Consider the following 24400-nt stretch of genomic DNA (forward strand, 5'->3'; position numbering starts at 1 on the left):
TGTCGAATCACCTGTGCTGCTGGGCCCGCCCTTCGACAAGCTCAGGACGAACGGGGGTGGGAAGCGAGCCGAGTTTGGGAAGCGGGCCGGGTTAATACAGTCCGCACCGTCCCACGCAGGATCACCCCTGCAGCCTCGGCGCGAGCAATGCCATCAGCGCTTCGCATCCTGCTGCGTCGCCCGCGTCGAACCGCGCCGCTTCGGGACTGTCGAGATCGAGCACGCCGATCAGCTCGCCCTGATGGACGATCGGGACGACGAGTTCCGACCGGCTCGCGGCATCGCATGCGATGTGGCCGGGAAAGGCGTGGACGTCCTCGACCAGTTGAGTCTCGCGCGTCTGGGCCGCCGTTCCGCACACGCCCTTGCCCATCGCGATACGGATACAGGCGACCTTGCCCTGAAATGGCCCGAGGACGAGTTCGCCGTCGATCGCACGGTAGAAGCCGGCCCAGTTGAGGTCGGGCAGATATTCCCAGATCAATGCCGCGGCGTTCGCCATATTGGCGATCGGGTCCGGCTCCTGCGCGGTCAGTGCGTCCAGCGCCGCGATCAGGTCGCGGTAGAGGTCGGACTTGGTGCCGGTGGAAATGTCAAACTGGTACATGGATGCTCCGTGCGTGACCTGGCGGACAGATGGCGTGGCGGCGGGTACGGGGCAAGTCGCTGGCGTGCGGCAAGCCCCCTTCCTCGTCAGTCCAGGCTAACGCGACCTCGCCCGGCCTTGACCGTACTGCGCCCTTTCTTCGCATCCACGCGCCGCGCCTTGGCGGCTTTGGACGGCTTGGTCGGGCGGCGCTTCTTCGGGACGATCGTCGCCTCGCGGATCAGGTCGAACAGGCGTTCGCGCACTTCCTGACGGTTGAGCAACTGCGACCGGCTGCCTTCGCTGCGCAGGACGAGAACGCCGTCGCGCGTCAGGCGAGATCCGGCGAGCACCGCGATGCGGTTTTTGACAGCCAGCGGCAGGCCGGGCGAATTGCCGACGTCGAACCGCAGGATCACCGCGCTGTCCGTCGTGTTGACGTGCTGTCCGCCCGGGCCGCCGGAGCGCGTCGCGGTCTCGATCAGTTCGCTGTCGTCGATCGAAATCGTCCGTGTTATCGGGATCGCGACCATCGCAAGGTCAGGCCTCGACCACCGGAGGCACCGGGGCGTCGGCGGATGGCAGGCTGAAACCGGCAGCGACGAAGCGTTCCGGCAACGGTGCAACCGCGACGATCGGGTCCTTGCCCTCGCGCGGCACGGTCAGTTCCGCGGCATGCAGCAACGTGTGCGGGCCGCCCGATCCGTAGATCGGATCGCCGACGACGGGCGCACCGAGCGCCTCGGCGGCATGAACGCGGATCTGGTGCGTCCGCCCGGTCTGCGGCATGAATTCGACGAAACTGCGCCCGTCCCTCACCTCCAGCACGCGCCAACCGGTCCGCGCCGCCTTGCCCGCCGGATCGCCGATTATCCGCCAGCCCTCTTCCTGGCTGCTGATCTTGGCGAGCGCGAGATCGATCAACCCGCTCTCCCCCTCGACCACGCCGTCCAGCACCGCGAGATAGCGCTTTGTCACCAGCCCCTGTTCGAACGCCTGCTGGAAGCGGGCATGCGCCTTCGGATTGCGCGACAGGAGCAGGCACCCGGACGTGTCGCGGTCCAGCCGGTGGACCGCGTGCGGCCAGCGCCGGAAGCCGAATTTCAGGCCATCCAGGTGGTTTTCCAGCGAAATGGAGCCGTTGCGCGGCCGATCCACCGGAAGCCCGGCGGGCTTGTCGATGACCAGCGCTTCGCCGTCGAGAAAGAGAACATGATTTGCAAGCATCCCGCCCCCCTTGCCACCGCGCGCGCCGGCATGCCAGAGAGAAGCCAGTGAAGACCCCCCGCCACCGCGCAATACGGATCCTGTCGTGGATCGTCGGGCTGGCGCCTGCGGTCGCGATGGCCAGCCCCGAACAGTTATGCGAAGGGCAGGTCGTGATGCCCGGAGCGGACGGGCGCGTGCTGGGCCACATTCCTTACCGCGAGACGGAAGCGGCCGATCTCGTACCGGCGCCAGCGGGTTTTGCGCTCGGCCAGTCCTGCCTGATCCACCGTGACGCCGCACCGGATCTGGAGCGCATGCTGCTTGCCGCCGCCGGCGTGCCCGGCGTCGCCGGGCACCTGCGCGCCGTTTCCTGCTATCGCTCGATCGCTCGCCAGCGCGGCGTATTTTGCAGCGAGATCGGGCCGACGAAGATGTGCAAGGATGCGGCCGAGCGCGCGCGATCAGTGGGACCGCCGGGGTTCAGCGAACATGCCACCGGCTATGCGATCGATTTCGGTATCCGCCCGTCGCCGGGCTGTCCCGACGTAGACGATTGTATGGCGACGACCGCGGCTGGAAAGTGGCTGCTCGTCAACGCACCGGGCTTCGGGTTCGAACTGTCCTTTCCTTCCGGCAATGCGCAGAACGTAACGTGGGAACCGTGGCATTGGCGCTGGGTGGGACGCTCGATCATGACCCAGGGCGCGTCGCGTGCAAGGGCCGTGTTTGGCCGCGCACGGATGAGCTTTCCGGCTAGGCCGGGGATCGCCGATCAGTTGGATCGCTGGGTCGCGCCCGTGCCGGTTGCACCTGTTGTGACGGTGCCGGAGGCGCCCCCACCGGGGAAGAAAAAGAAGAAGCGGTAGCCCCGCCGGCGCCCGACAGCGGCCGCCCGCCCCCCGTTCGTTTCGAGCGTAGTCGAGAAACGGGCCGCAGGGACTGCCTCAAGGATTTCTCGACTTCGCTCGAAACGAACGGGGTGGGGTTGGTTCGGGGCCCTTGGACGTCCCACGCAGTATCCGTCACCCCGGACTTGTTCCGGGGTCCACTGCTCCGCGAATGCAAGCCCTCGAACCTCTTATCGCGGCGCATGCGGCACCGTGGACCCCGGAACAAGTCCGGGGTGACGGTAAGGGCGCTGCCCGGGTGACGGTAAGCGCACTCAACCACCGACGCGCCCCCAACCTCGGGGACGCATCGGCATCCAGTACTTAGGCGCTGAGCTTCGCCGCCGTCTCGGCGACCCGCTTGCCCTGATAGCGCGCGCCGTCCAGTTCGACGGCGCTCGGCTGGCGGCTGCCGTCGCCATCCGCGATCGTCGTTGCGCCGTAAGGCGAGCCGCCCTTGACCTCGTCCACGCCCATCTGCCCCTGGAAACCGTAGTCCAGCCCGACGATCGTCATGCCGAAATGCAGCAGGTTGGTGATGATCGAGAACAAGGTCGTTTCCTGCCCGCCATGCTGCGACGCGGTCGAGGTGAAGGCAGCGCCGACCTTGCCGTTCAGCGATCCCTTCATCCACAGGCCGCCGGCCTGGTCGAGGAAGGATGCAAGCTGGCTCGGCATGCGACCGAAGCGAGTCGGGCCGCCGACGACGATCGCGTCGTAATTGGCAAGATCGTTGACGTTGCCGATCACCTCATGCGCGGTGTCCGCCTTGAAGCCCGCGGATTTCACGACCTCCGCGGGTGCGGTTTCTGGAACGCGGCGGATATCGACCTCGGCCCCCGCGGAGCGTGCGCCCTCGGCGACGGCATCAGCCATCTGTTCGATATGGCCGTAGGACGAATAATAGAGAACGAGAACTTTGGTCATCGGGGATGCTCCTAGGGTGAGAAGTGCCGACGCCCGGCGCGCGCCGGACGTCGAGGATTTGAGGTATCGGAACGCGGGGCGCGCTTACTCGGAATCGACCAGGACGATCTCCGCAGCGTCCAGCGCACGGATCGCATAGGTGTTCCCGCCGACCAGTGCCGCGCCGTCGCGCGCCTTGAACGGCACGCCGTCGATCTCGATGCGGCCGGTCGCGGGGACGAGATAGGCATACCGCCCCTCGCCGACCGTATGGGTCAGCGTCTCACCCGCCTTGACGGTCGCGCCGAGCACGCGGGCATCGGCGCGGATCGGCAAGGCGTCGACATCCTCCGCAAATCCGCTGGCCAGCACGGCAAAGCGCCCGTCGCGCACGTCCTTGGGGAACGGCTTGGCGCCCCAGCTGGGTGATCCACCCTTTCGCGTGGGTTCGATCCAGATCTGGAACAGGGTCGTCGTTTCCGGCTCCAGATTATATTCCGCGTGCCGGACGCCGGTGCCGGCGCTCATCACCTGCACGTCGCCCGCGCCGGTCCGGCCCTTGTTGCCCATCGAATCCTGATGCGTGATCGCGCCGGTGCGGACATAGGTCACGATCTCCATGTCGCGGTGCGGATGCGCGGGGAAGCCGCTGTTCGGACCGATCTCGTCATCGTTCCACACGCGGATCGCACCCCACCCCATCCGCGCGGGATCGTAATAATCCGCGAACGAGAAATGGTGGCGGGCATTCAGCCAGCCGTGATCGGCATGGCCCAGGCTTTCGAACGTACGTTTCTCGACCATCTGATATCTCCCGACCGGTCGTTTCACTGTTGCAACCAAGATAGGGCGCTGGATCATGACGTAAATGGAAACGCTGGAAACCGATCGTTTCGTCCGCTATCGTCGCAGCCGTAACGAACTCAGAGGAATGACGCATGCGCCTGCCCGATTTCGAAGCCTGGGCGATCTTCGCCCAAGTCGTCGAGCATCGCTCGTTCAGCGGCGCGGCGGATGCGATCGGGGTATCGAAGGCGACCGTGTCCAAGGCGATCACGCGGCTGGAGGCGCATCTCAACCAATCCCTGTTCCATCGCACATCGCGCCGCCTGACGCTGACCGAGAGCGGCAAGGGGCTGGCCGAATATGCCGCCCGCATCCTGGGCGAGGCGCAGGCGGCGGAAGAGGCGGCGCGCGACGCGGCGACCGCCCCCACCGGTCTCGTCCGGCTGACCGCGCCGATGACGATCGGGCTGGTGCAGGTCGCCCCGCTGGTGGCGGAATTCCTGACCGCCAATCCGGGGATCGAGATCGACCTGCATCTGACCGACGGCAAGGTGGATATCGTCGCCGAAGGGTTCGACATCGCGCTGCGAATCGCGGACCTGCCGGATTCGTCGCTCCGGGCGCGCCGTATCGGGCCGATCTCGATGCATATCGTCGCCAGCCCCGCCTATCTCGCGCAGCACGGCCGCCCCACGCACCCCGCGCAACTCGGCGAAAGGCCCTGTTTCGCCTATACCAACGTCACCGGCCCGTGGCGCTTCCACGGTCCGGACGGTGGCGAGGCGGCGTTGCGTCCGGCGGGTCCGTTGCGTGCGAATAGCGGCGACGCGCTGCTTCCGGCATTGCGCGCGGGCCTGGGCATCGGGGTGCTGCCCGACTTCATCGTCGGGCCCGATCTCGAAAGCGGGATGCTGGAACCAATCCTTACCAACTGGTCGATGGTGCCGATCGCATTGCATCTGTTGACGCCGCCCAGCAACCTGCGGCCGGCACGCGTCGAGGCGCTGATCGCCTTCCTGGCCGATCGCCTTAAGCCGTTATGCGCTGAGTCTTAACAGCTAACCCCCTGACGACTCGCGGTTTCGTGCCGCTTAATCGGAAATTAACCTTTTACCTTCATCACTGGAGAGGTTAATGGTTTAGGCGCAGTCGGATCGGGCCAACGGGGGTCGTCGAACACTGCGAATGGACAGGGGACGGCCAAGATGCGCGTACTGTTGATCGAAGACGAGCCCACGACCGCCAAGGCGATCGAATTGATGCTCACGACCGAAGGTTTCAATGTCTATACCACCGATCTGGGCGAGGAAGGCCTCGATCTCGCCAAGCTGTATGATTACGACATCATCCTGCTGGATCTGAACCTGCCCGACATGCACGGGTACGACGTGCTGAAGAAGGTTCGCGTCGCACGGGTGCAGACGCCGGTCCTGATCCTGAGCGGGATCAACGAAATGGATAGCAAGGTCCGTTCGTTCGGCTTCGGCGCGGACGATTATGTGACCAAGCCGTTCCACCGCGAGGAACTGACCGCGCGTATCCACGCCGTCGTCCGCCGGTCGAAGGGCCACAGCCAGTCGGTCATCCGCACCGGCAAGCTTGCCGTCAATCTGGATGCCAAGACGGTCGAAGTCGATGGCAGCCGCGTCCATCTGACCGGCAAGGAATATGCGATGTTGGAACTGCTGTCGCTGCGCAAGGGCACGACGCTGACCAAGGAAATGTTCCTCAACCACCTGTATGGCGGGATGGACGAACCGGAACTGAAGATCATCGACGTCTTCATCTGCAAGCTGCGCAAGAAGCTGTCGCTGGCATGCGAAGGCGAGAATTACATCGAAACCGTCTGGGGCCGTGGCTATGTGCTGCGCGAGCCGGACGAAGTGGGCGCGATCGCGGTCGCCTGATCCTTCAACACGATTAGCAACGGGCCACGGTGTCATTCTCGACACCGTGGCCCGTCGCGTTTCAGGCGTATGCGATGCGGGTCGTGACGGAACGGCGACGGCGCAGCGCCGCGCCCAGGATGCCGAAGCCGCCGATCATCATCGCCCAGCTGGCCGGCTCTGGTACGGCGCTGGTCACGTTGAGATTGCGGCCGGCATAGGCACCAAGGTGGATCTCGCCATTCTGGACCATGCTGCCGAACACCGCGCTGCCCTCGACGAAGTTCGCCGTGGTCGCCACGGCGTTCGGGGCAAGGATCGACCCGTGCCACGCGGTGGTCAGGTTCAGCGTGGTCGCATCGGCGAAGTTCCAGATGACGTTGCTGCCCAGCCCGTTGCTGTTACCCAGGAAATTGTCGTTCAGCGTGATCGCCTTGCCCGACACGTTGACGACCACGGTATCGAACCCGTTGCGGTTAAACTGAATCTCGCCGAACTGGCCAAGCTGCGCGGCGGTGAGCGAAAACACCGCGATGCCGTTGCCCGCCGCTTCGAACAGCGCGCGATTGTTCGCGATCGATACCGACGCCGTCGGGGACAGTTGCGCCAGCGCGCCCGACAGGCCGGCCATCGAGCTGACCAGCGCGTCGCGTTGTGCGATCAGCCCCGACGTGAAGCCCGGCGTGCCGGCCAGGCCAGACTGGACGATGTTCTGGTTGATGTTGGTGTTCTGGATGGTCCCGCCGACACGCAACGTCTGCGGGGCGCCGTTCATGTTGACGCCGCTGACCAGATTGCCGCCGATCACCGCGCCGCCTGCGTTCAGATTCTTGGTACTGCCTACGACGTTGCCGACTACGGTCAGTCCGGGTTGCGCGTTCGACGACGCGGCCGGAGTGCGGATCTGATAGTTGGAAGAATTGCCCGACAGGTTACCGCCAACGAAGGTCCGGCCTTCCACTTCCGAGCTGGAAGACAGGTCGCCGAGAACGATCAGGTTCCATTCGCGCAGCGCATCCGTGCCGGTGATGACGGTCGCGGCCGACGCCGGCACCGCTGACAGGATAGATGCGGCCAGTGCCGCTGCAACGATCGATAGCTTCATGATAGTCCTCCGAAACCGTCCCCTAGGGGCGTGTCCCGGCACACTCAAGCGTTCGTTTCGGTACCGATGTCCCCCATTGATACGGGATGTGGTTGCCGGAACTGGTTAGCGCCGGCGCGCGACTTCACTTGGCTTCCCACACCTTCTCGCCACCGACCCATGTTTCCAGGACCTTAGTCCCGCGCAGCTCGGTCGGCGACGCGGCGAGCGGGTCGCGGTCGACGATGATGAAGTCCGCCCGCTGACCCGTCGCAAGACGCCCGAATTTTTCTTCGGCGAACCCGGCATAGGCCCCGCCCTGCGTGAAAGCCCACCACGCCTGTTCGCGCGTGACGGCTTCTTCCGGACGCCAGCCGCCGAACGGCTGCCCCTGCGCATCCATCCGCGTGAACGCCGCAGCCCAGCCGGCGAACGGGTCGGGGCTTTCGACCGGATAGTCTGATCCGAACGCGAGTTTCGCGCCTGCCTTCAGCATCGAATTCCACGCATAGGCGCCGGTCAGCCGCGCCGAGCCGAGCCGAGCCTCCGCCATGATCCGGTCGCTCGTCTGATGAACCGGCTGCATCGATGCGATGATGCCGTTCTTGCCGAAGCGCGGCAGATCCGACGGCGCGACGATCTGCGCATGTTCGATCCGCCAGCGTCGATCGCCCTTGTACGTGTCGACCATCGCGTCGATCCCGTCGAGGATCTGCGCATTCGCCTGATCGCCGATCGCATGCACGGCGACCTGGAATCCCTCCAGCGCGGCGCGGCTCATCAGGTTGCGGATCACGTCCTCCGCCATGAAACCCAGCCCGTTCTGCTTCGGCGCGTCGCTATAGGGCGCCTTCAACCATGCCCCGCGCGATCCAAGCGCACCATCGGCGTACAGCTTCACCCCGCCCAGCCGCAACTTGTCGCCGTACAGCCACGGCGTCGGGCCGCGCCCGGCAATCTGCACCGCCGTGTCCACGCCGCTGGCATAGGACATGACGCGCACGCGCATCGCGCCGAGATCGCCCATGCGGCGATAGGCGAGCCAATCGTCGAGGCTGGTGCCCATGTCCGCCGTCGCGGTGATGCCGAAGCCGAGCAGGATCGCCTGTGCCTTCAGGAACGCCGAATTGCGATCCCCCGGCAAAGGCTGTGGTACTGTTTTCTCGATCAAAGATTGCGCGGCATCGACGAACACGCCATTGGGGACCGTCCCGGTCTTCTCGATCCTGCCGCCAGGCGGCGACACGCTGCGCACCGAGACTTTCGCCTCCGCCATCGCGACCGAATTCGCCCATCCGGCATGGCCGTCCGCCCGGCTGAGCCAGATCGGCCGGCCGGGCGCGACGCCTTCCAGATCCGCCGCGGTGGGAAAGCGCCCCAGCCCCCACGTCTCCTGATTCCATCCGCCGCCGAGGATCCAGCGGCGATCGGTGTTCTTCGCGGCATAAGCGGCGATCTTCGCCTTGGCTTCCTCGAGCGTCTTCGTGTCCGACAGGTCCAGCGCGAGCGCCCGGAACCCCAGTTCCATGACGTGGCCGTGCGAATCGACGAAGCCCGGCAGCATCACCCTGCCCTTCATATCGGCACGCCAGTCGAGCTTTTCCGGACGCTTCTCGCCGCGCTGGAGCAGCTTGGTGACCTTGCCGTCGGTGGTCATCAGCAGGCCGGTGAACTGGATCGGCTTACCGTCCTTGTCCATCGTGATGCCGGTGACGTTGTCGATCAACGCGTCGGCGCTGGCGGGCGCGGGTAGAAGGACTGTCGCCAGCGCCAGCGCCAGAGCCAGTACTGCTCCCCTCCCTGAAAGGGAGGGGTTGGGGGTGGGTGGCGTCCAGGCGATACCGTGATGTCGCGGTTCGTCGAAGCAGTATCGCAAAGCCTCGACCCACCCCCGGCCCCTCCCTTCCAGGGAGGTGAGAACAGCGGCTTCGCAACGATCAGACACGAACTTCACTTGGGTAATCTCCTCACCAGCGCGCTGGTATCCTGTCGGGCGCCGCCCATTTTCTGGACCTCGGCATAGAATTGATCGACTAAAGCCGCGACCGGCAGGACCGCGCCGTTGGTCTTCGCCTCGTCCAGCGCGAGGCCGATATCCTTGCGCATCCAGTCGATCGCGAAGCCGAAGTCGAACTTGTCCTGTCCCATCGTTTCCCAGCGATTGACCATCTGCCAGCTTTGCGCCGCGCCGCCCGAAATCGCCTCGAACACCTTGGCGAGATCGAGATTTGACGCCTGCGCGAACCGCAAAGCCTCGCTGAGCCCCTGGAGCACGCCGGCGATCGCGATCTGGTTGACCATCTTGGTCGTCTGGCCGGCGCCCGCCGCGCCGACATGCACGATCCGCGCGGCATAGGCCTGCATGATCGGTTCGGCGATCGCCATCGCCGCCGCCGAGCCACCGCACATGATGGACAACGCGCCCTTTTCCGCACCCGCCTGACCACCCGATACCGGCGCATCGACGACCAGCGCGCGCGCCTCGGCCAGCCGCCGCGCGATCCCGGCGGACACCGTAGTGTGATCGATGAACACCGCGCCTTCCCCGATCGCGGCGAACGCGCCGTCAGGGCCGAGCGTCACCGCATGCAGGTCGTCGTCATTGCCGACGCAGGCGATCACCGCATCCTTGCCGCGCGCCGCCTCTGCGGGCGTGTCAGCGACGGTCAGCTTGGTCGCCTCCGCCTTTGCGCGCGTGCGGTTGTAGACGGTGACACTATGTCCGGCGCGGGCGAGGTGCCCGGCCATCGGCGCGCCCATGACGCCGGTTCCGATGAAAGCTATGTTTGCCATGCCCCACGCGATAAGCGGTGTTTCCCGCGCGCGCCAGATGGTCTAGGCGGCTGGCGTTCCCCGATCGTGCTGAGCGTATCGCAGCATCGTCCGTCTTACCGGGCGCGGGGCTGCCCTCAACGATCCGCCGACCGGCGTGATGCGAACGGAAGAACAGATGGCCACCAATTCCCTGCCCGATCCCCGTCCCGCATTCGTCCCGCCCGTCACGATCGACGATATCCGTGCCGCGCATGCCCGGATTTCCGACCAGATCGTCCGTACACCGACCTTTATCAGCCGCACCTTGTCCGAACTGACCGGCGCGACCGTGTATCTGAAATTCGAGAATCTGCAGTTCACGGCGGCGTATAAGGAGCGCGGCGCGCTGAACACGCTGCTGCAATTGCCCGCGGGCACGCCCGGCGTCATCGCGGCATCGGCGGGCAATCATGCGCAGGGCCTCGCCTATCACGCGCACCGGCTGGGCATTCCCGCCACGATCGTGATGCCGACCAACACGCCGACCGTGAAAGTGACGCAGACGGAGGGGCACCGCGCCACGGTCGTGCTGCACGGCGATACGTTCGATGCCGCCTATGCCCATGCGCGCGAACTGGAAACGGAGCGCGGGCTGACGTTCGTCCATCCGTTCGACGATATCCGCGTCATCGCCGGACAGGGCACAGTCGCGATCGAGATGCTGGCCGACGTGCCGGCGATCGACATGCTGATCACGCCGATCGGCGGGGGCGGGCTGATCTCCGGCATGGCGACGGTCGCGCGCGCGGCGGACAAGGCGATCGAGGTGATCGGAGTCGAGGCGGAACTGTTCCCGTCGATGTACAACCGCATCAACGGCACGAATATGCCCTGTGCGGGCGACACGCTGGCCGAAGGTATCGCGGTCAAGGAACCGGGCGGCATCACGTCGACGATGGTCGCCGAACTGGTCGACGACATCGTTCTGGTCAGCGAACGCAGCCTTGAGGAAGCCGTCAGCCTGTTGCTGCAGATCGAAAAGACGGTGGTCGAGGGTGCGGGCGCCGCGGGTCTTGCCGCTTTACTGCAACATCCCGAGCGGTTCCGCGGCAAGACGGTCGGTGTCGTGCTGTGTGGCGGCAATATCGATACGCGGTTGCTCGCCAATGTGCTGCTGCGCGATCTTGCGCGCTCGGGTCGCCTCGCGCGGTTGCGGATCCGGCTGCAGGATCAGCCGGGCGCCTTGTTCAATGTCGCCCGCATCTTCGACCAGCAACGCGTCAACATCATCGAAATCTATCATCAGCGCGTTTTCACGACATTGCCGGCCAAGGGCCTGATAACCGACATAGAATGCGAAACGCGGGATCGGGCGCATCTCGATCGGCTGATGACGGCACTGAACGAGGCGGGGTATGAGGCGAGCCCGGTCGAACTGGCCTGAGGCACGGATTGTCCCCCGTTCTGACAACGTTAACCATCAATCGTGGTAAAGTCGCTTTTCATCACCGGCGCGCTGCGCGATACATTGCGGGAGCGGCGCTTCGGCCGGGCACAATAGAGGACAGAAGGCGGTGACTGCGCCATTTCGTTTCCCCCGGTTCTTCGTGACCAGCCCGTCGCCCTGCCCGTATCTGCCGGGGCGTCAGGAACGCAAGGTGTTCACCGAGCTGAACGGTCCGCATGCCGGCGAATTGAACGATGCGCTGGGCCGGATCGGGTTTCGCCGCAGCCAGTCGGTCGCCTATCGTCCGAGCTGCGCGGGTTGCACCGCCTGCGTGTCCGTGCGCGTCGTCGCATCGGATTTCGTCGCCAACGCCACGCAGCGCAAGTTGATCAAGCGCCATAGCAATCTCGAAGTCACCGCCTGCCGCCCTTGGGCGACGGACGAACAGTTTCAGTTGCTGCGCCGGTACCTGTCGCAGCGGCATCCGGGCGGCGGAATGGCCGGCATGGACGAAGGCGATTATGCCGACATGGTCGAGCATTCTCCCGTGAACAGCTTCATCGTCGAATATCGCGAGCCATCGGTCGACGGACGCCCGGGGCGGTTGGTCGGCGCCTGCCTGACGGATCAGCAGGCGGACGGACTGTCGATGATCTACAGCTTTTTCGACTCCGATGTGGAAGCGCGGCCGGGACTCGGCAACTACATCATCATGGACCATATCCTGCGCGCGCGAACCGCGTCGCTGCCGTACGTCTATCTCGGCTATTGGGTGAAGGGTTCGGCGCGGATGGAATACAAGACGCGCTATCGCCCGCTGGAAGTGCTCGGCCCGCAAGGCTGGTCGCTGCTGACCGACGACGCGATCGCGGTGTCGCCCAAGGCGCAGGCGGCGCTGGAAGGCGAACTGGCTTAGGGCAGGATCGACGTCGTGTCTGGCCGGACAGAAATCCCCCACGCACCGCCCACCAGCATCCCCGGCACCCCCCGTCACCCCGGACTTGTTCCGGGTTCCGAGGCACGGAAAGCGGATCGGCAAGGGGCTCAATGCACACGGCTCGTCGCCCGGTGGACCCCGGAACAAGTCCGGGGTGACGAACGAAAGAACCCTACCACCCCCGTCATCGCCCCACAGGCGGGATCCGTAATCACGACGATCGGATAGGGCGAAAACGCCAGCCAGTATGGATTCCCGCCTACGCGGGAATGACGGACGGTTGCGGGGAACTGTCGATAGAGCGATGACTTCATCTAACCCGTTCGTGCTGAGCCTGTCGAAGCACCTGTCCCCGGCGCACGCCCTTCGACACGCTCAGGACGAACGGTTGGGAGTGAACAGCGCCGCTCAATCCCCTCCCAGGGTCACTGCCCCTCCGCGGGCGAGACGGTGACGTCGACGTCCATCTCCTCGTCGCCCACGCCCAGCCGCGATCCGGCGACGGGCGCCGCACCGGCCGCATCCAGCGCGACCGCGACGCGGACATAGGCCTCGTCAGCGGATCGCCCGGCGCAGGGGTCGAACGCGACCCAGCCGAGCCGGTCGACATGGGCCTCCGCCCAGCCGTGCGGCGCGGGGCGGTGTTCTCCGCCGAACGCGCGCATGCTGTAGCCCGATATGTAGCGTGCCGGCACACCGAGCGAATGCGCGGCCGCCAGGAACATATGCGCCATGTCGCGCGGGGTCGCGCTGCTGCCGCCGAATGCCTCGATCGCGGTCTGGCCCGATTTCGGCCGCCGCTGGTCCGCAGTGAAGCGCGACGCCAGTGCAAGGTTCAACCGGTGCAACCGCGCGATCTGATCGTCGGTGCCCGCCACCGAGTCCCGCGCAAATTCCGCGATCTCGGCATTGCCGATCGTCAGCGGCGTGGACCGTAGGTACAATGCGGGCGGCAGGACTTCGTGCGTGCCATGCACCACGCCGTCAGCGCTGTTGGTCAGCACCTCGCCCGACACGGCGATCTCGATCGCGTCGAGCGGCCCTTCCGCGTACAGCATCGTCACATTGTTGCCGAAGCCGTCCCGCCCGGGACGCAGCCGCGCGTCGCAATCGACGTGCAGATCCCAGTCGGCCACCGTCTGGTCGTCGGTATCCTCCGGCGTCATGCGGAGCATCTGGGTCAGCCGTCCTTGCGGCACCGAAAAGCGGTAAGTTGTGCGGTGGTCGATCGAGAGCCGCATCAGGTGAACTTGAACTGCCGGCCGATGGCCGCGTGCAGCAGATCATTCTCCGTCAGGAACGCCTGTAGATATTGGTGCAGTCCGTTCACGATCACCTCCCCCGTGCGTGTCTTGGCCAGCCGCGTGTGCCGCATCCGCGCCATCCGGTCCGCTTCCCCGTGCAGACCGGTGCGCTTGGCGAGCAAGCTGAGAATATCGACCGTCTCCTCGACGGACGCTGCGAGGCTGCGCGGCAATTCCTGCCGGGCGATCAACAGGTCGATGACGTTGGCGGGCCGCAATCCTTCCGAATACAGCCAGCGATAGGCGGTCACCGCCGACACCGTCTGCAGGATCGTGGTCCATTGGTCGCGATCGACCACGCCGCCGATCTGCTCGCCTTCGGGCAACAGAAGATGATATTTCACGTCCAGCAATCGCGCGGTATTGTCTGCCCGCTCGACCGCCTGTCCCAGCCGGATGAACTGCGTCGTCTGGTTGCGCAGCATCTTGTGGATCGCGCCTTCGAAGCCGCGCGCCTCGGTCTGCACCATCTCGACCAAATTCAGCGTCGCCACCGTCCCGCCCGCCGACGCACGCCGATCGAAGATCAGCCATGCGCGGTTGATTGCCGTCCACGCCTCGCGCGTCAGCGCGGTCCGCACCGCGCGCGCATTGTTGCGCGCCATGTCGAGACAGCGGACGATCGATCCCGGATGACTGCTGTCAAGCGTGAGGAACTGCGCCACGCGCTGCTGCGTCAAACTGCCGCCCGCCGAGTCGAACGCGTCGTCCGTCTCGGTAACGCGCAGCGCACTTTGCCACGCTGCCTCACCCGCCGGGCGCGGCGACAATACGTCGAGGCGAACCGTCGCTTCCACCAGACGCGCGATGAAGTCGGCGCGCTCGATATACCGGCCCAACCAATAGAGCGAGGATGCGGTCCGCGACAGCATCAGCACTGCGCCCCGCTCCCCTGCGACTGGCTCATGCCGCCCATCGACTGTTGCTGTACGTTCCCCCCGTCCATCAGCACGAAGCTGTCCTTCGTGCCGCCGCCTTGCGAGGAATTGACGACCAAAGATCCTTCCTTCAGCGCGACGCGCGTCAACCCGCCGGGCACGACCTGTATCCCTTTCGACCCGGTCAGCACGAACGGCCGGAAATCCACATGCCGCGGGGCAAGACCGCTGTCCGCCAGCGTCGGTACGGTCGACAATGCCAGGGTCGGCTGCGCAATGTACCGCTGCGGCTCGGCGATCAGCGCGGCGCGGAAATCCTCGATCTCCTTCTTTGACGCGGTCGGCCCGACCAACATTCCGTATCCGCCCGATCCGTCGACCAGCTTGACGACCACTTTCTCCAGATTGTCGAGCACGTACTTCAGCGCCTGCGGTTCGCGGCAGCGCCATGTCTCGACGTTCGGCAGTTTCGCCTCGGCGCCGGTGTAGAACTTCACGATCTCCGGCATGTAGCTGTAGATCGCCTTGTCGTCCGCAATGCCGTTGCCCGGAGCGTTGAGCAACGCGACGTTGCCCGCCGCATAGGCCGAGATCAGCCCCGGCACGCCGAGCATCGAATCCGGGCGGAACACCAGCGGATCGAGATAATCGTCGTCGATCCGGCGATAGATCACGTCCACCTTCACGCGGCCGGCGATCGTGCGCATCCATACGATGTCGTCATCGACGACCAGATCCGCCGCCTCGACCAGTTCGATTCCCATCGAATCCGCCAGGAAGCTATGTTCGTAATAGGCCGAGTTGTAATGGCCGGGGGTCAACACGACGCACACCGGATTGGTCACGCCGTGCGGCGCGACCGACTTCATCGTTTCCAGCAGCCGGTCGGGATAGGAATCCACCGCCGCGACGCGGAATTCGCGGAACAGTTCGGGGCACAGCCGCAGCATCGCCTCGCGGTTTTCCAGCATGTAGCTGACCCCGGACGGCGTCCGCGCATTATCCTCAAGCACGAAGAAATCGTCCGGCCCGGTACGCACCAGATCGATCCCGCAAATGTGCGCCCAGATGCCGTGCGGCGGGCGCATCCCGGCGATTTCGGGCCGGAACTGCGCATTGCCGAAGATCAGGTCCGGCGGCAGCACCCCGGCATCCAGGATGCGTCGTGCGCCATAGATGTCGTCGAGGAACGCGTTGATCGCTTCGACCCGCTGCACCAGCCCTTCGGACAGGCGCGACCATTCGTCGGCCAGGAAGATGCGGGGCACGATATCGAACGGGATGATCCGCTCGCTCGCATCGCTTTCCCCGTAGACTGCGAAAGTAATGCCGAGCTGACGGAACGTCGCCTCGGCGCTGTGCTGGCGGCGCAGCAATTCGGGGGCGGGCGTGTCTTCGATCCACTGGCCGAGGCTTGCGAGTTCCGGGCGCGGCTTCGTACTGCCGGGTTGCCCCATGATTTCATCGAACGCGCGTGTTTTCCCCATCTACCCCGTAATGCCCCTGAACGTCGTCCGTTCCATGCTGCGACGTATTGCTGCATTGCACAAGCATCGAAGAAAAAGAAAAGTGCCGGGGGCACTTTTCCTTCGATGCCCGGCAAGCGCAGCGCCGCCGGCCGGCGTCGTAGGGCAAACTGGATGATTGGCAACAAGGCGAGACGCGCCCGCCCCGTCAGATCAAAGCGCCGCCAACACCCCCGGCGTCAAGATTTGCGGCAAGACCTGCGGCTCAGCTGCCCCCGGCGCGTAATACAGGTACAGCGGCACTCCGGCACGGTTATGCTGTTCGATGAACCGCCCAAGCGTCGCGTCGCCGTCCGTCCAGTCCCCGACCAGCACCGCCACGTTCTTCTTGGCGAAGGCATCGCGTGTCGCATCCGTATCGATCGCCGCCGCCTCGTTGACCTTGCACGTCAGGCACCAGTCGGCGGTGAAATAGGCAAACACCGGACGCCCCTGCGCGCGCAGATCGGCCAATTTCTTTTCGCTGAACGCATCCGCCTTCGCCGTGGCAGCGCCCGCCGCCTGCACCGGTGCGGGATGCACCAGCGAGGCCGATGCCGCCGCGATGACGATCAACGCGATCGACGCCACTGCTCCGAAGCCCAGCCCCCGCGACTGCCGCCGACCCGATACCCACAGCACCAGTGCCAGCGCCAGCGCCGCGCCCAGCCCGAGCGTCAGCCCGTCCACGCCCGCCTGACGACCCAAAACCCAGGCCAATGCCAGCGCGGTCAGCCACATCGGGATGCTCAGGATATGGCGGAACGTCTCCATCCACGCACCCGGCTTCGGCAACGCCCGGCGGAATGCGGGCACGAAGCCCAATGCCAGGAACGGCAAGGCCAGTCCGAGGCCAAGACCGGCGAACACGGCCAGCGCCGCCGCCCAGGGCAGGACCAGGGCCGCGCCCAACGCCGCCCCCATGAACGGCCCGGTGCACGGCGTGGCGATGAACGCCGCCAGCGCGCCGGTTGCGAACGCGCCACCCACCCCGCCTGCCTGATTGACGAAACGCGGCGTCGGTATCTCGAACAGCCCCGCGAGATTCAGCGCCAGCGCGACCGTCAGCAGCAGAAGGACGATAACGACACGCGGATCCTGCAACTGGAATGCCCAGCCGACCGCACTTCCCCCGCCCGCAACGCGAGGATCAGCCCGCCCAGCGCCAGGCACACCGCGATCACGCCACCCGCATAGGCCAGCGCCTCGCGCCGCGCCGCGCCCTCGTCCAGATGCCCGCGCGCGAGGCTCAGCGCCTTCAGGCTCAGGATCGGAAAGACGCAGGGCATGATGTTGAGGATCAGCCCGCCGAGTACCGCACCGCCGAATGCGATCACCGCGGTCTGCCACCAGTCCGCTGCCGCCGCCGATCCGCCCGCCGCGACCACGCCCGGCACCGCAGATACGGCCAATGCGCTGCCCCCGCCGATCCGCAACACACCGTCCAGCGGTTGTCCGCCCTTCGTCGCTTTGGTCGAAACAACTAGCGTATCGCCCGACCGGGTCACCGTCTGCGGCGCGGCATAGTCGATCGCGCCGGTGGTCAGCGGGAAGAAATAGGCGTCCGACAGCGGCGCGCTCGCCGGATAGGGAATGGCGATCTTCGCCACGCCGTCCGTCACTTGCCACGTCGCCTTGGCATCCAGCGGCCGGGGGATCGCACGCCGCCACGTATCGAACTGCGCGCGCGTTTCGGCTGTGATCGAGCCGTCGCCGACGATGAGATCGGTCGACAGCGTCGCCTGTTCGGGCACGCACACCGTGCTGGTGCAGACGAGGTAATCCATCTTCAGACGGACCGGCAGTTTCGTCCCCGCGGCCAGCCCCGCCGGAACGGTCAGAGTGACCAGCGGCGCATAGGGCGTTTCGTAGACATAGTTCATCAGCCCGGCGATCAGCAGCGTGCCCGGCACCGGATAGGCAAGCGCCCCCGCCTTCATCCCCTGCGGCAGCGTCCAGTCGAGCTTCGCCGGAAATCCCGCATCGCCGGGGTTGGACCAGTAACCGTGCCAGTTCGCCTGTGGTCGCGTGTCGAGTGCCAGCGTCACCTCGCTGCCCGCTTTCGGCTGGCTCGTCTCCGCGACCAGTCGGATCGCCAGATGCGGCCCCGCCCCCAGCGCGCCGGGGCCTTCGCCGGACGCCGGCGTGGCGAGCATGGTGCCGAACGTCAGCAGTGTCACGAACATGACCCAAAAGGCGCGCATCGAAAATCCAGTCTTAAAGGCGGACGGTCAGGCAGACGGGCGGGGCGACATGCAACCGATCTTGTCGCGTCCGTTCGCGTCGCTCATAGCGGGGCTATTCCCGCTTTGCACTCGTAAGGAATCCCCCGTGAAGATCCCCGCAGCGAAGATCCCCGCAGCCGTGAAACATACCGCGACCGGCCTCACCGCGCTCGCCGCTTCCATCCTCGCGCTGTCATCCGCGCCGCTCGCCGCCCAGACGGCGCCGACGCGTTTGCCAGTGCCCGTCGCGCCCGCGTCCGCGCCAAAGGGACCGCCGAAGCTGATCGTCGTGATCTCGGTCGACCAGTTCTCGGCCGACCTGTTCGGCGAATATCGCTCGACCTTCAACGACGGTTTCGCGCGACTGATGGAGGGCGGCGTCTTCCCGTCCGGTTTCCAGAGCCATGCCGCGACCGAGACGTGCCCCGGCCATTCCACGATCACGACCGGCTATCGCCCCGCGCATACCGGCATCATCGCCAACAACTGGGTCGATCTGAACACGCCGCGCAAGGACAAGACCGTATATTGCGCGGAGGATGAGAGCGTTCCGGGGATGGATTCCTCCAACTATACCGTGTCCGACAAGCATCTTCTCGTCCCCACGCTCGGCGAACGGATGAAGGCGGCGGATCCGCGGACGCGCGTCGTGTCGGTCGCGGGCAAGGACCGCGCGGCCGTGATGATGGGCGGTCACAAGGTCGACGAGCTGTGGTGGTGGACCAACAAGGGCTTCGTCAGCTACGCCGGTCGCGCGACGCCCGCCGTCGTGACGCGCGCCAACCAGGCCGTGGCGGCCTTGCTCGCCAAGCCGCAGGCGGCGCTGCCCGTCCCCGCGCACTGCACCGCGCGCGACAAGGCCGTCGATCTCGGAAACGGGCGTTCGGTCGGCACCGGGCATTTCGATCGGGCGGCCGGCGACACGCGCGCCTTCCGCATATCGCCCGCCTTCGACACGTCCGTCTTCGCGCTCGCCGCGGGGATGGTCCAGGACATGAAGCTGGGCCAAGGCCCGCAGACGGACATCATCACCGTCGGCGCGTCGGCGACGGACTATGTCGGGCATACGTTCGGCACCGAAGGCGTCGAGATGTGCATCCAGATGGCGGAACTGGACAGCAATCTGGGCGGATTCCTGTCCGTGCTGGATGCGACCGGCGTGGATTACGAAGTCGCGCTGACCGCGGATCATGGCGGCAACGATTTGCCCGAACGCGAAATCCTGTCGAACATGCCCGAGGCGCAGCGCGCCAGCGTCGATCTGGCACCCGCGATCGTCGGCAAGGCGATCGGTGAAAAGCTCGGCATCACGACGCCGTTGCTGTTCGGCGACATTCCGAACGGCGACATCTGGGTGTCGAAATCGATCACCCCGGCGCAGCGCAAGGCCGTGATTGCGGAGGCCGTCGCGCGTTACAAGGCGATGCCGCAGGTCGCCTTGGTACTGACTGCCGAACAGATTGCGGCCAGCCCGATGCCGAAGGGCACGCCGGAGAACTGGACGCTGATCGAGAAGGCGCGTGCGTCCTTTTATGCGCCGCGCTCGGGGGACCTCGTCGTATTCCTCAAACCACGCGTGACGCCGATCCCGACGACGAACGGCGGTTCGGTCGCGACGCATGGCAGCCCGTATAATTACGATCGTCGGGTGCCGATCCTGTTCTGGCGAAATGGCATGGCCCGGTTCGAACATGCCGGCGGGATCGAGACGGTCGACATCGCGCCGACGCTTGCCAGGACGATCGCGTTGAAGGTTCCGGGTGTGGATGGTCGCTGTCTGGACCTGAATGCGGGCGGGGCGCCGTGCAAATAGCGACCAGCGCGCGAGATCGAGAGCGAAGTTCCGGGCGACGGTAACCGTCCGGCAACTCCTAGGCACTATACATTGTCGCCGTGAACCAGCGCTTTATCATTATGACCATCGCGGCGAGCATTTTCATGTTCGCCGCGATCTTCGCCCTCACCGCGCCCCCCGCCCCTTCTCAACCGGCGGTCGCAGCCGTTTCGATTCCGGCCGAAATATACGCTGATTGCGACGCGGTTCGCGCCGCCGGAGCAGCCCCGTTGCGCATGGGCCAGCCCGGCTACCGGGCCGCGCTAGACGGCAACATGAACGGCGTCGCCTGCGAAACGGTGGGCACTTCCTCGGCATCGATCGCCGCCACGCAAACGCCGTCGCCGGCGCCGGTCACCCAACCCACCGAACCGGTTCAGGAAGCAGCCCCTCCGCCGCCGCCGCCGCCGCCGGTGCCGCCTTCGAGCGAAATGGACCCCGGCCCCCGCAAAAACTCGTACCGATGATGTAACCCGCCGGGGTCAGCGGGTCTCGAACGCACGAACGCCCGGACCCAGCCGGTTCGCGCCGATGGCCAGCCGATCATGGCTGTAATCCGCAACGAATGCAGGATTTCCGGCCGCACCCGGCGCCAGCCGCGCATCGTTGCTTTCGATCCGCAATCCTGCCGATCCGTAGGTCTTTGCCTCTGCGGCAATGACGATCAGCGCGCCGCCATTCTCCTTGCCGCGCCCCTGCACGAACGTATTGCCCTGGATCACGCCCGTGCCGCCTTCCGACAGGTCGATCATGTAATTGGTCCTCCTGCCCGCCGTGTCGTCGAAGCTGTTGTTGGCGATCGTGACGTTCGGCACGCGCAGCTTCACGTAATGCCCGCCCGTTCCGCGTTCGAACCGGGAATTGGTGATCGTCACCGACCCCTTGTTGCCGAGATAGATCGAATGGCTGCAATTCACCGCCTGATCGCACTGGCCAAGCCCGGAAAAGGTCGACCGGTCGATCGTGATCCGCTGGTTCGTCGGCTCCCCGCCGAGAATCCCTTCCTGACTGTCGAGGAACATTGCGTTGCGGACGACAAGGTCGCCCATTTCCGCGCGGATGCCCGCACCGTTGCCATCGCTGACACTGAAGCCGCGAAATACGATGCCGTCCACGACCGACCCGTTGCCGCGCAGGACGAACGCCGCCTTGTCCTCGCACACCGTCCGCTCGAAGATCGCGGTGCCCGCCTGGACCGCCTTGAACGTGATGTGTCCGCCCGCCTGCACGGTGCATTCGTGATAGACGCCGGGGGCGATCAGGATCGTCGCCGTGCCCATGCGCACCGATTGTACCGCCGCGTCCAACGTCGCGAAGCCTTCACCCGTCGCCTCGATGACGAACGGCGCGCGGGGCTGCTCGGCCAAAACGGGCGCGGACAGTGCGATCGCAAGCAGGGGCAACAACCGGCGCATCAGAATTCTCCTCGTCCAAGGCCATGACGAGGGATGCGACCGGCGTGAAGCCGAATTGAGGGTTAATCCAGATTCGGCCGAAGCCAGCGCTGTGCCTGTTCAAGGCTGACGCCGCGCCGTGTCGCGTAATCCTGCACCTGATCCGGGCCGATCCGCGCCACGCCGAAATATTCGGCCTGCGGGTGCCCGAAATAGAAGCCGCTGACGGCCGCCGTCGGCAGCATCGCGAAACTCTCGGTCAGCGTAACGCCGGTGGCGTGATGCGCGTCGAGCATCTCGAACAATTGCGTCTTCAAGCTGTGTTCCGGGCAGGCGGGATAGCCGGGCGCCGGGCGGATGCCGCGATACTGTTCGCGGATCAGCGCCTCGTTGGTCAGTTGCTCGTCCGGCGCATAGCCCCACAGGTCCTGACGGACATGCTGGTGCAACCGTTCCGCGAACGCTTCCGCCAAGCGATCCGCCAGCGCCTTCAGCAGGATGTCCGAATAATCGTCGATCGCCGCCTTGAAGCGCGCCAGATGCGGCTCGATACCGTGGATCGACACCGCGAAGCCACCGATCCAGTCGCCCTTGGGATCGACGAAATCGGCGAGGCACATATTGGCCCGCCCCTCGCGCTTGGCGATCTGCTGTCGCAGGAACGGCAGGCGCACGACGTCGGTGCCTTCGACCAGATTGAGCATGTCCAGCCCGCGCAATTCCTCCGCGTTGAAATCGCCCTTCAGGTCCACGATCACATCGTCGTCATGCCGCGCGCAGGACCACAACCCCGCCACGCCGCGCGCCGTCAGCCACTTTTCCGCGATGATCTTGTCGAGCATCGCCTGCGCGTCCTCGAACAGCGAAGTCGCGCTTTCGCCGACCACTTCGTCGGTCAAAATGGCGGGATAATTCCCGGCCAGCTCCCACGCACGGAAGAACGGCGTCCAGTCGATCAGTTCGCGCAGGTCGCTCAGGTCCCAGTCGCGGAACACGTGCACGCCGGGCTTGGCAGGTGCCGGCGGCTTCAGCGCCATGTCGGCCCCGAAGGGATTGGCGCGCGCCTTGGCGAGCGGCAGCAGGTCGTTCTGCCCTTTGTTCGCGCGGGAGATACGAACCGCTTCATACTCGTCCGACGTCTTCTTGACGAATTCGTCTCGGATCGTGTCCGACACCAAAGTCGATGCGACGCCGACAGCGCGGCTGGCGTCCAGCACATGGACCACCGGGCCATCGTAAGCCGGCGAAATGCGCAGCGCGGTATGCACCTTGGACGTCGTGGCGCCGCCGATCAGCAGCGGCATCGTCATCCCGGCGCGCTTCATTTCCTCCGCCACGGTGACCATTTCGTCCAGGGACGGGGTTATCAGCCCGGACAGGCCGATCATGTCGGCATCGTTCTCGTTCGCTGCCTTCAGGATGTCGGGCCATGCCACCATGACGCCCATGTCGACCACGTCGAAGCCGTTGCACTGCAGGACCACGCCGACGATGTTCTTGCCGATATCATGCACGTCGCCCTTGACGGTCGCCATGATGATCTTGCCCTTGCCGCGCGCGCCCGGCTCCTTCGCCGCCTCGATGAAGGGCAGTAGATGCGCGACGGCCTTCTTCATAACGCGCGCCGACTTCACGACCTGCGGCAGGAACATCTTGCCCGATCCGAACAGGTCGCCGACCACGTTCATCCCGTCCATCAACGGCCCCTCGATCACTTCGATCGGGCGCGCGAACAGCTGACGGCATTCCTCGGTATCGTCCACGACATGCGCGTCGATGCCCTTGACCAACGCATATTCCAGCCGCTTGGCGACGGGCAGCGAGCGCCATTCCGCCGCCGCCTTCTCCGCCACCGCATCGGTGCCCTTATAGCGTTCGGCCAGCGCAATCAGCCGCTCGGTCGCGTCCGGATCGCGGTTGAGGATCACGTCCTCGCACGCGGTGCGCAGTTCGGGATCGATCGTGTCGTACACGTCGAGCTGCCCGGCATTGACGATCGCCATATCCATGCCCTGCGGAATGGCGTGATACAGGAACACGGAGTGCATCGCGCGGCGCACGGGTTCGTTGCCGCGGAAGCTGAAGCTCAGGTTCGACAGCCCGCCCGAAATATGGACATGCGGGCAGCGTGCCTTGATCTCGGCGCACGCTTCGATGAAGTCGACGCCGTAATTGTTATGCTCCTCGATCCCCGTCGCAACCGCGAAGACGTTGGGGTCGAAGATGATGTCCTCGGGCGGGAAGCCGATGCCGACGAGCAGCTTGTACGCGCGTTCGCAAATCTCGACCTTGCGCGCCTTGGTATCTGCCTGCCCGACCTCGTCGAACGCCATGACGACCACCGCCGCGCCGTAATTCATGCACTTGCGCGCCTGGGTAAGGAACTGTTCCTCGCCCTCCTTCATGCTGATCGAATTGACGATCGGCTTGCCGCTGACGCATTTCAGCCCCGCCTCGATCACCGACCATTTCGAGCTGTCGACCATGAACGGGATGCGCGCGATATCCGGTTCCGCCGCGATCAGCTTCAGGAACGTGGTCATCGCATATTCGGCGTCGAGCAGCCCTTCGTCCATGTTGACGTCGAGCACCTGCGCGCCGCTCTCCACCTGCTGCAACGCGACCTCGACCGCGGCGGGATAGTCGCCCGCCATGATCAGCTTCTTGAAACGCGCGGACCCGGTGACGTTGGTACGCTCACCGATATTGACGAAATTGGCGGAGGAATTGGTGGTCATAGCATCTTTCTTCCCCCTCCCGTTTGCGGGAGGGGTCGGG

Annotated in this window: 20 protein-coding genes and 1 pseudogene; 7 read left to right on the top strand and 14 right to left on the bottom strand. The window is 65.5% G+C overall.

The features are described 5' to 3' along the window. Window positions 1–121: 121 nt before the first annotated feature. From H5J25_RS10870 to H5J25_RS10880, 3 genes are all read right to left on the bottom strand, one after another. Window positions 122–607, bottom strand: coding sequence for a GAF domain-containing protein (locus H5J25_RS10870; RefSeq protein WP_202090869.1), 486 nt, complete (start codon window positions 605–607; stop codon window positions 122–124). An 86-nt stretch (window positions 608–693) separates the two neighbouring features. After that, window positions 694–1119, bottom strand: a complete 426-nt coding sequence (arfB, locus tag H5J25_RS10875; protein WP_202090871.1) for an alternative ribosome rescue aminoacyl-tRNA hydrolase ArfB — start codon at window positions 1117–1119, stop codon at window positions 694–696. A 7-nt stretch (window positions 1120–1126) separates the two neighbouring features. Next, window positions 1127–1813, bottom strand: a complete 687-nt coding sequence (locus H5J25_RS10880) for an RluA family pseudouridine synthase (protein WP_202090873.1) — start codon at window positions 1811–1813, stop codon at window positions 1127–1129. 47 nt (window positions 1814–1860) lie between these two features. Here H5J25_RS10880 and H5J25_RS10885 point away from each other — a divergent pair, with 47 nt between their 5' ends. Then, window positions 1861–2661, top strand: coding sequence for a M15 family metallopeptidase (locus H5J25_RS10885; protein WP_225883062.1), 801 nt, complete (start codon window positions 1861–1863; stop codon window positions 2659–2661). Window positions 2662–3006: 345 nt separating this feature from the next. Here H5J25_RS10885 and wrbA read toward each other — a convergent pair whose 3' ends face one another. Together wrbA and H5J25_RS10895 are read right to left on the bottom strand one after the other, a co-directional pair. After that, window positions 3007–3609, bottom strand: coding sequence for an NAD(P)H:quinone oxidoreductase (gene wrbA / locus H5J25_RS10890; RefSeq protein ID WP_202090875.1), 603 nt, complete (start codon window positions 3607–3609; stop codon window positions 3007–3009). A gap of 84 nt (window positions 3610–3693) precedes the next feature. Beyond that, entirely contained in the window at window positions 3694–4392 is a 699-nt protein-coding gene (locus tag H5J25_RS10895; protein ID WP_202090877.1) for a pirin family protein, read from the bottom strand. A 134-nt stretch (window positions 4393–4526) separates the two neighbouring features. Here H5J25_RS10895 and H5J25_RS10900 point away from each other — a divergent pair, with 134 nt between their 5' ends. Further along, a complete protein-coding gene (locus tag H5J25_RS10900) occupies window positions 4527–5429 on the top strand; it encodes a LysR family transcriptional regulator (protein ID WP_202090879.1) in 903 nt (300 codons plus the stop codon). Between the two features lie 150 nt (window positions 5430–5579). Then, on the top strand, window positions 5580–6281 hold the full coding sequence (ctrA, locus tag H5J25_RS10905) for a response regulator transcription factor CtrA (protein ID WP_202090881.1): 702 nt from the start codon (window positions 5580–5582) through the stop codon (window positions 6279–6281). A gap of 61 nt (window positions 6282–6342) precedes the next feature. Here the strand turns inward: ctrA and H5J25_RS10910 are convergent, their stop codons facing one another. The 3 genes from H5J25_RS10910 to H5J25_RS10920 all read right to left on the bottom strand — a co-directional run bounded on the left by H5J25_RS10910 (window position 6343) and on the right by H5J25_RS10920 (window position 10137). Beyond that, window positions 6343–7365, bottom strand: coding sequence for a choice-of-anchor A family protein (locus H5J25_RS10910; RefSeq protein ID WP_202090883.1), 1023 nt, complete (start codon window positions 7363–7365; stop codon window positions 6343–6345). A gap of 124 nt (window positions 7366–7489) precedes the next feature. Beyond that, the gene (locus tag H5J25_RS10915) at window positions 7490–9130 is read right to left on the bottom strand and encodes an amidohydrolase (RefSeq protein WP_225883515.1); all 1641 of its coding nucleotides are present in this window, start codon (window positions 9128–9130) and stop codon (window positions 7490–7492) included. 164 nt (window positions 9131–9294) lie between these two features. Then, complete coding sequence (locus tag H5J25_RS10920) at window positions 9295–10137, bottom strand: NAD(P)-dependent oxidoreductase (RefSeq protein WP_202090885.1); 843 nt, start codon at window positions 10135–10137, stop codon at window positions 9295–9297. 157 nt (window positions 10138–10294) lie between these two features. On the opposite strand from H5J25_RS10920, the gene H5J25_RS10925 reads away from it, so the two are divergent. Next, window positions 10295–11542 (top strand): threonine ammonia-lyase, encoded by a 1248-nt coding sequence (locus H5J25_RS10925; RefSeq protein ID WP_202090887.1) that lies wholly within the window; start codon window positions 10295–10297, stop codon window positions 11540–11542. A gap of 130 nt (window positions 11543–11672) precedes the next feature. Further along, entirely contained in the window at window positions 11673–12461 is a 789-nt protein-coding gene (locus H5J25_RS10930) for an arginyltransferase (RefSeq protein ID WP_202090889.1), read from the top strand. A 446-nt stretch (window positions 12462–12907) separates the two neighbouring features. Here H5J25_RS10930 and H5J25_RS10935 read toward each other — a convergent pair whose 3' ends face one another. From H5J25_RS10935 to H5J25_RS21165, 4 genes and pseudogenes are all read right to left on the bottom strand, one after another. Then, window positions 12908–13723 (bottom strand): transglutaminase family protein, encoded by an 816-nt coding sequence (locus H5J25_RS10935; RefSeq protein ID WP_202090891.1) that lies wholly within the window; start codon window positions 13721–13723, stop codon window positions 12908–12910. Further along, window positions 13723–14658 carry an alpha-E domain-containing protein gene (locus tag H5J25_RS10940; RefSeq protein WP_202090893.1) on the bottom strand — a complete coding sequence of 312 codons (936 nt, stop codon included), beginning with the start codon at window positions 14656–14658 and terminating at the stop codon, window positions 13723–13725. Before H5J25_RS10940 ends, H5J25_RS10935 begins: the two co-directional genes overlap by 1 nt. Beyond that, the gene (locus tag H5J25_RS10945; protein ID WP_202090894.1) at window positions 14658–16151 is read right to left on the bottom strand and encodes a circularly permuted type 2 ATP-grasp protein; all 1494 of its coding nucleotides are present in this window, start codon (window positions 16149–16151) and stop codon (window positions 14658–14660) included. Before H5J25_RS10945 ends, H5J25_RS10940 begins: the two co-directional genes overlap by 1 nt. Before the next feature lie 192 nt (window positions 16152–16343). Beyond that, a pseudogene (locus H5J25_RS21165) lies at window positions 16344–18373 on the bottom strand (protein-disulfide reductase DsbD family protein). 133 nt (window positions 18374–18506) lie between these two features. Here H5J25_RS21165 and H5J25_RS10955 point away from each other — a divergent pair. Beyond that, window positions 18507–20207 carry an alkaline phosphatase family protein gene (locus H5J25_RS10955; RefSeq protein ID WP_404829612.1) on the top strand — a complete coding sequence of 567 codons (1701 nt, stop codon included), beginning with the start codon at window positions 18507–18509 and terminating at the stop codon, window positions 20205–20207. An 80-nt stretch (window positions 20208–20287) separates the two neighbouring features. After that, complete coding sequence (locus H5J25_RS10960; protein WP_225883066.1) at window positions 20288–20695, top strand: excalibur calcium-binding domain-containing protein; 408 nt, start codon at window positions 20288–20290, stop codon at window positions 20693–20695. Window positions 20696–20710: 15 nt separating this feature from the next. On the opposite strand, the gene H5J25_RS10965 is transcribed toward H5J25_RS10960, so the two are convergent. Together H5J25_RS10965 and metH are read right to left on the bottom strand one after the other, a co-directional pair. Further along, window positions 20711–21643, bottom strand: coding sequence for a right-handed parallel beta-helix repeat-containing protein (locus H5J25_RS10965; protein WP_202090900.1), 933 nt, complete (start codon window positions 21641–21643; stop codon window positions 20711–20713). A gap of 62 nt (window positions 21644–21705) precedes the next feature. Continuing rightward, window positions 21706–24360, bottom strand: coding sequence for a methionine synthase (gene metH, locus H5J25_RS10970; RefSeq protein ID WP_202090902.1), 2655 nt, complete (start codon window positions 24358–24360; stop codon window positions 21706–21708). Window positions 24361–24400: the final 40 nt, after the last annotated feature.

Origin of the sequence: Sphingomonas aliaeris (assembly GCF_016743815.1) — a bacterium.
GTDB classification, from domain to species: Bacteria; Pseudomonadota; Alphaproteobacteria; order Sphingomonadales; family Sphingomonadaceae; genus Sphingomonas; species Sphingomonas aliaeris.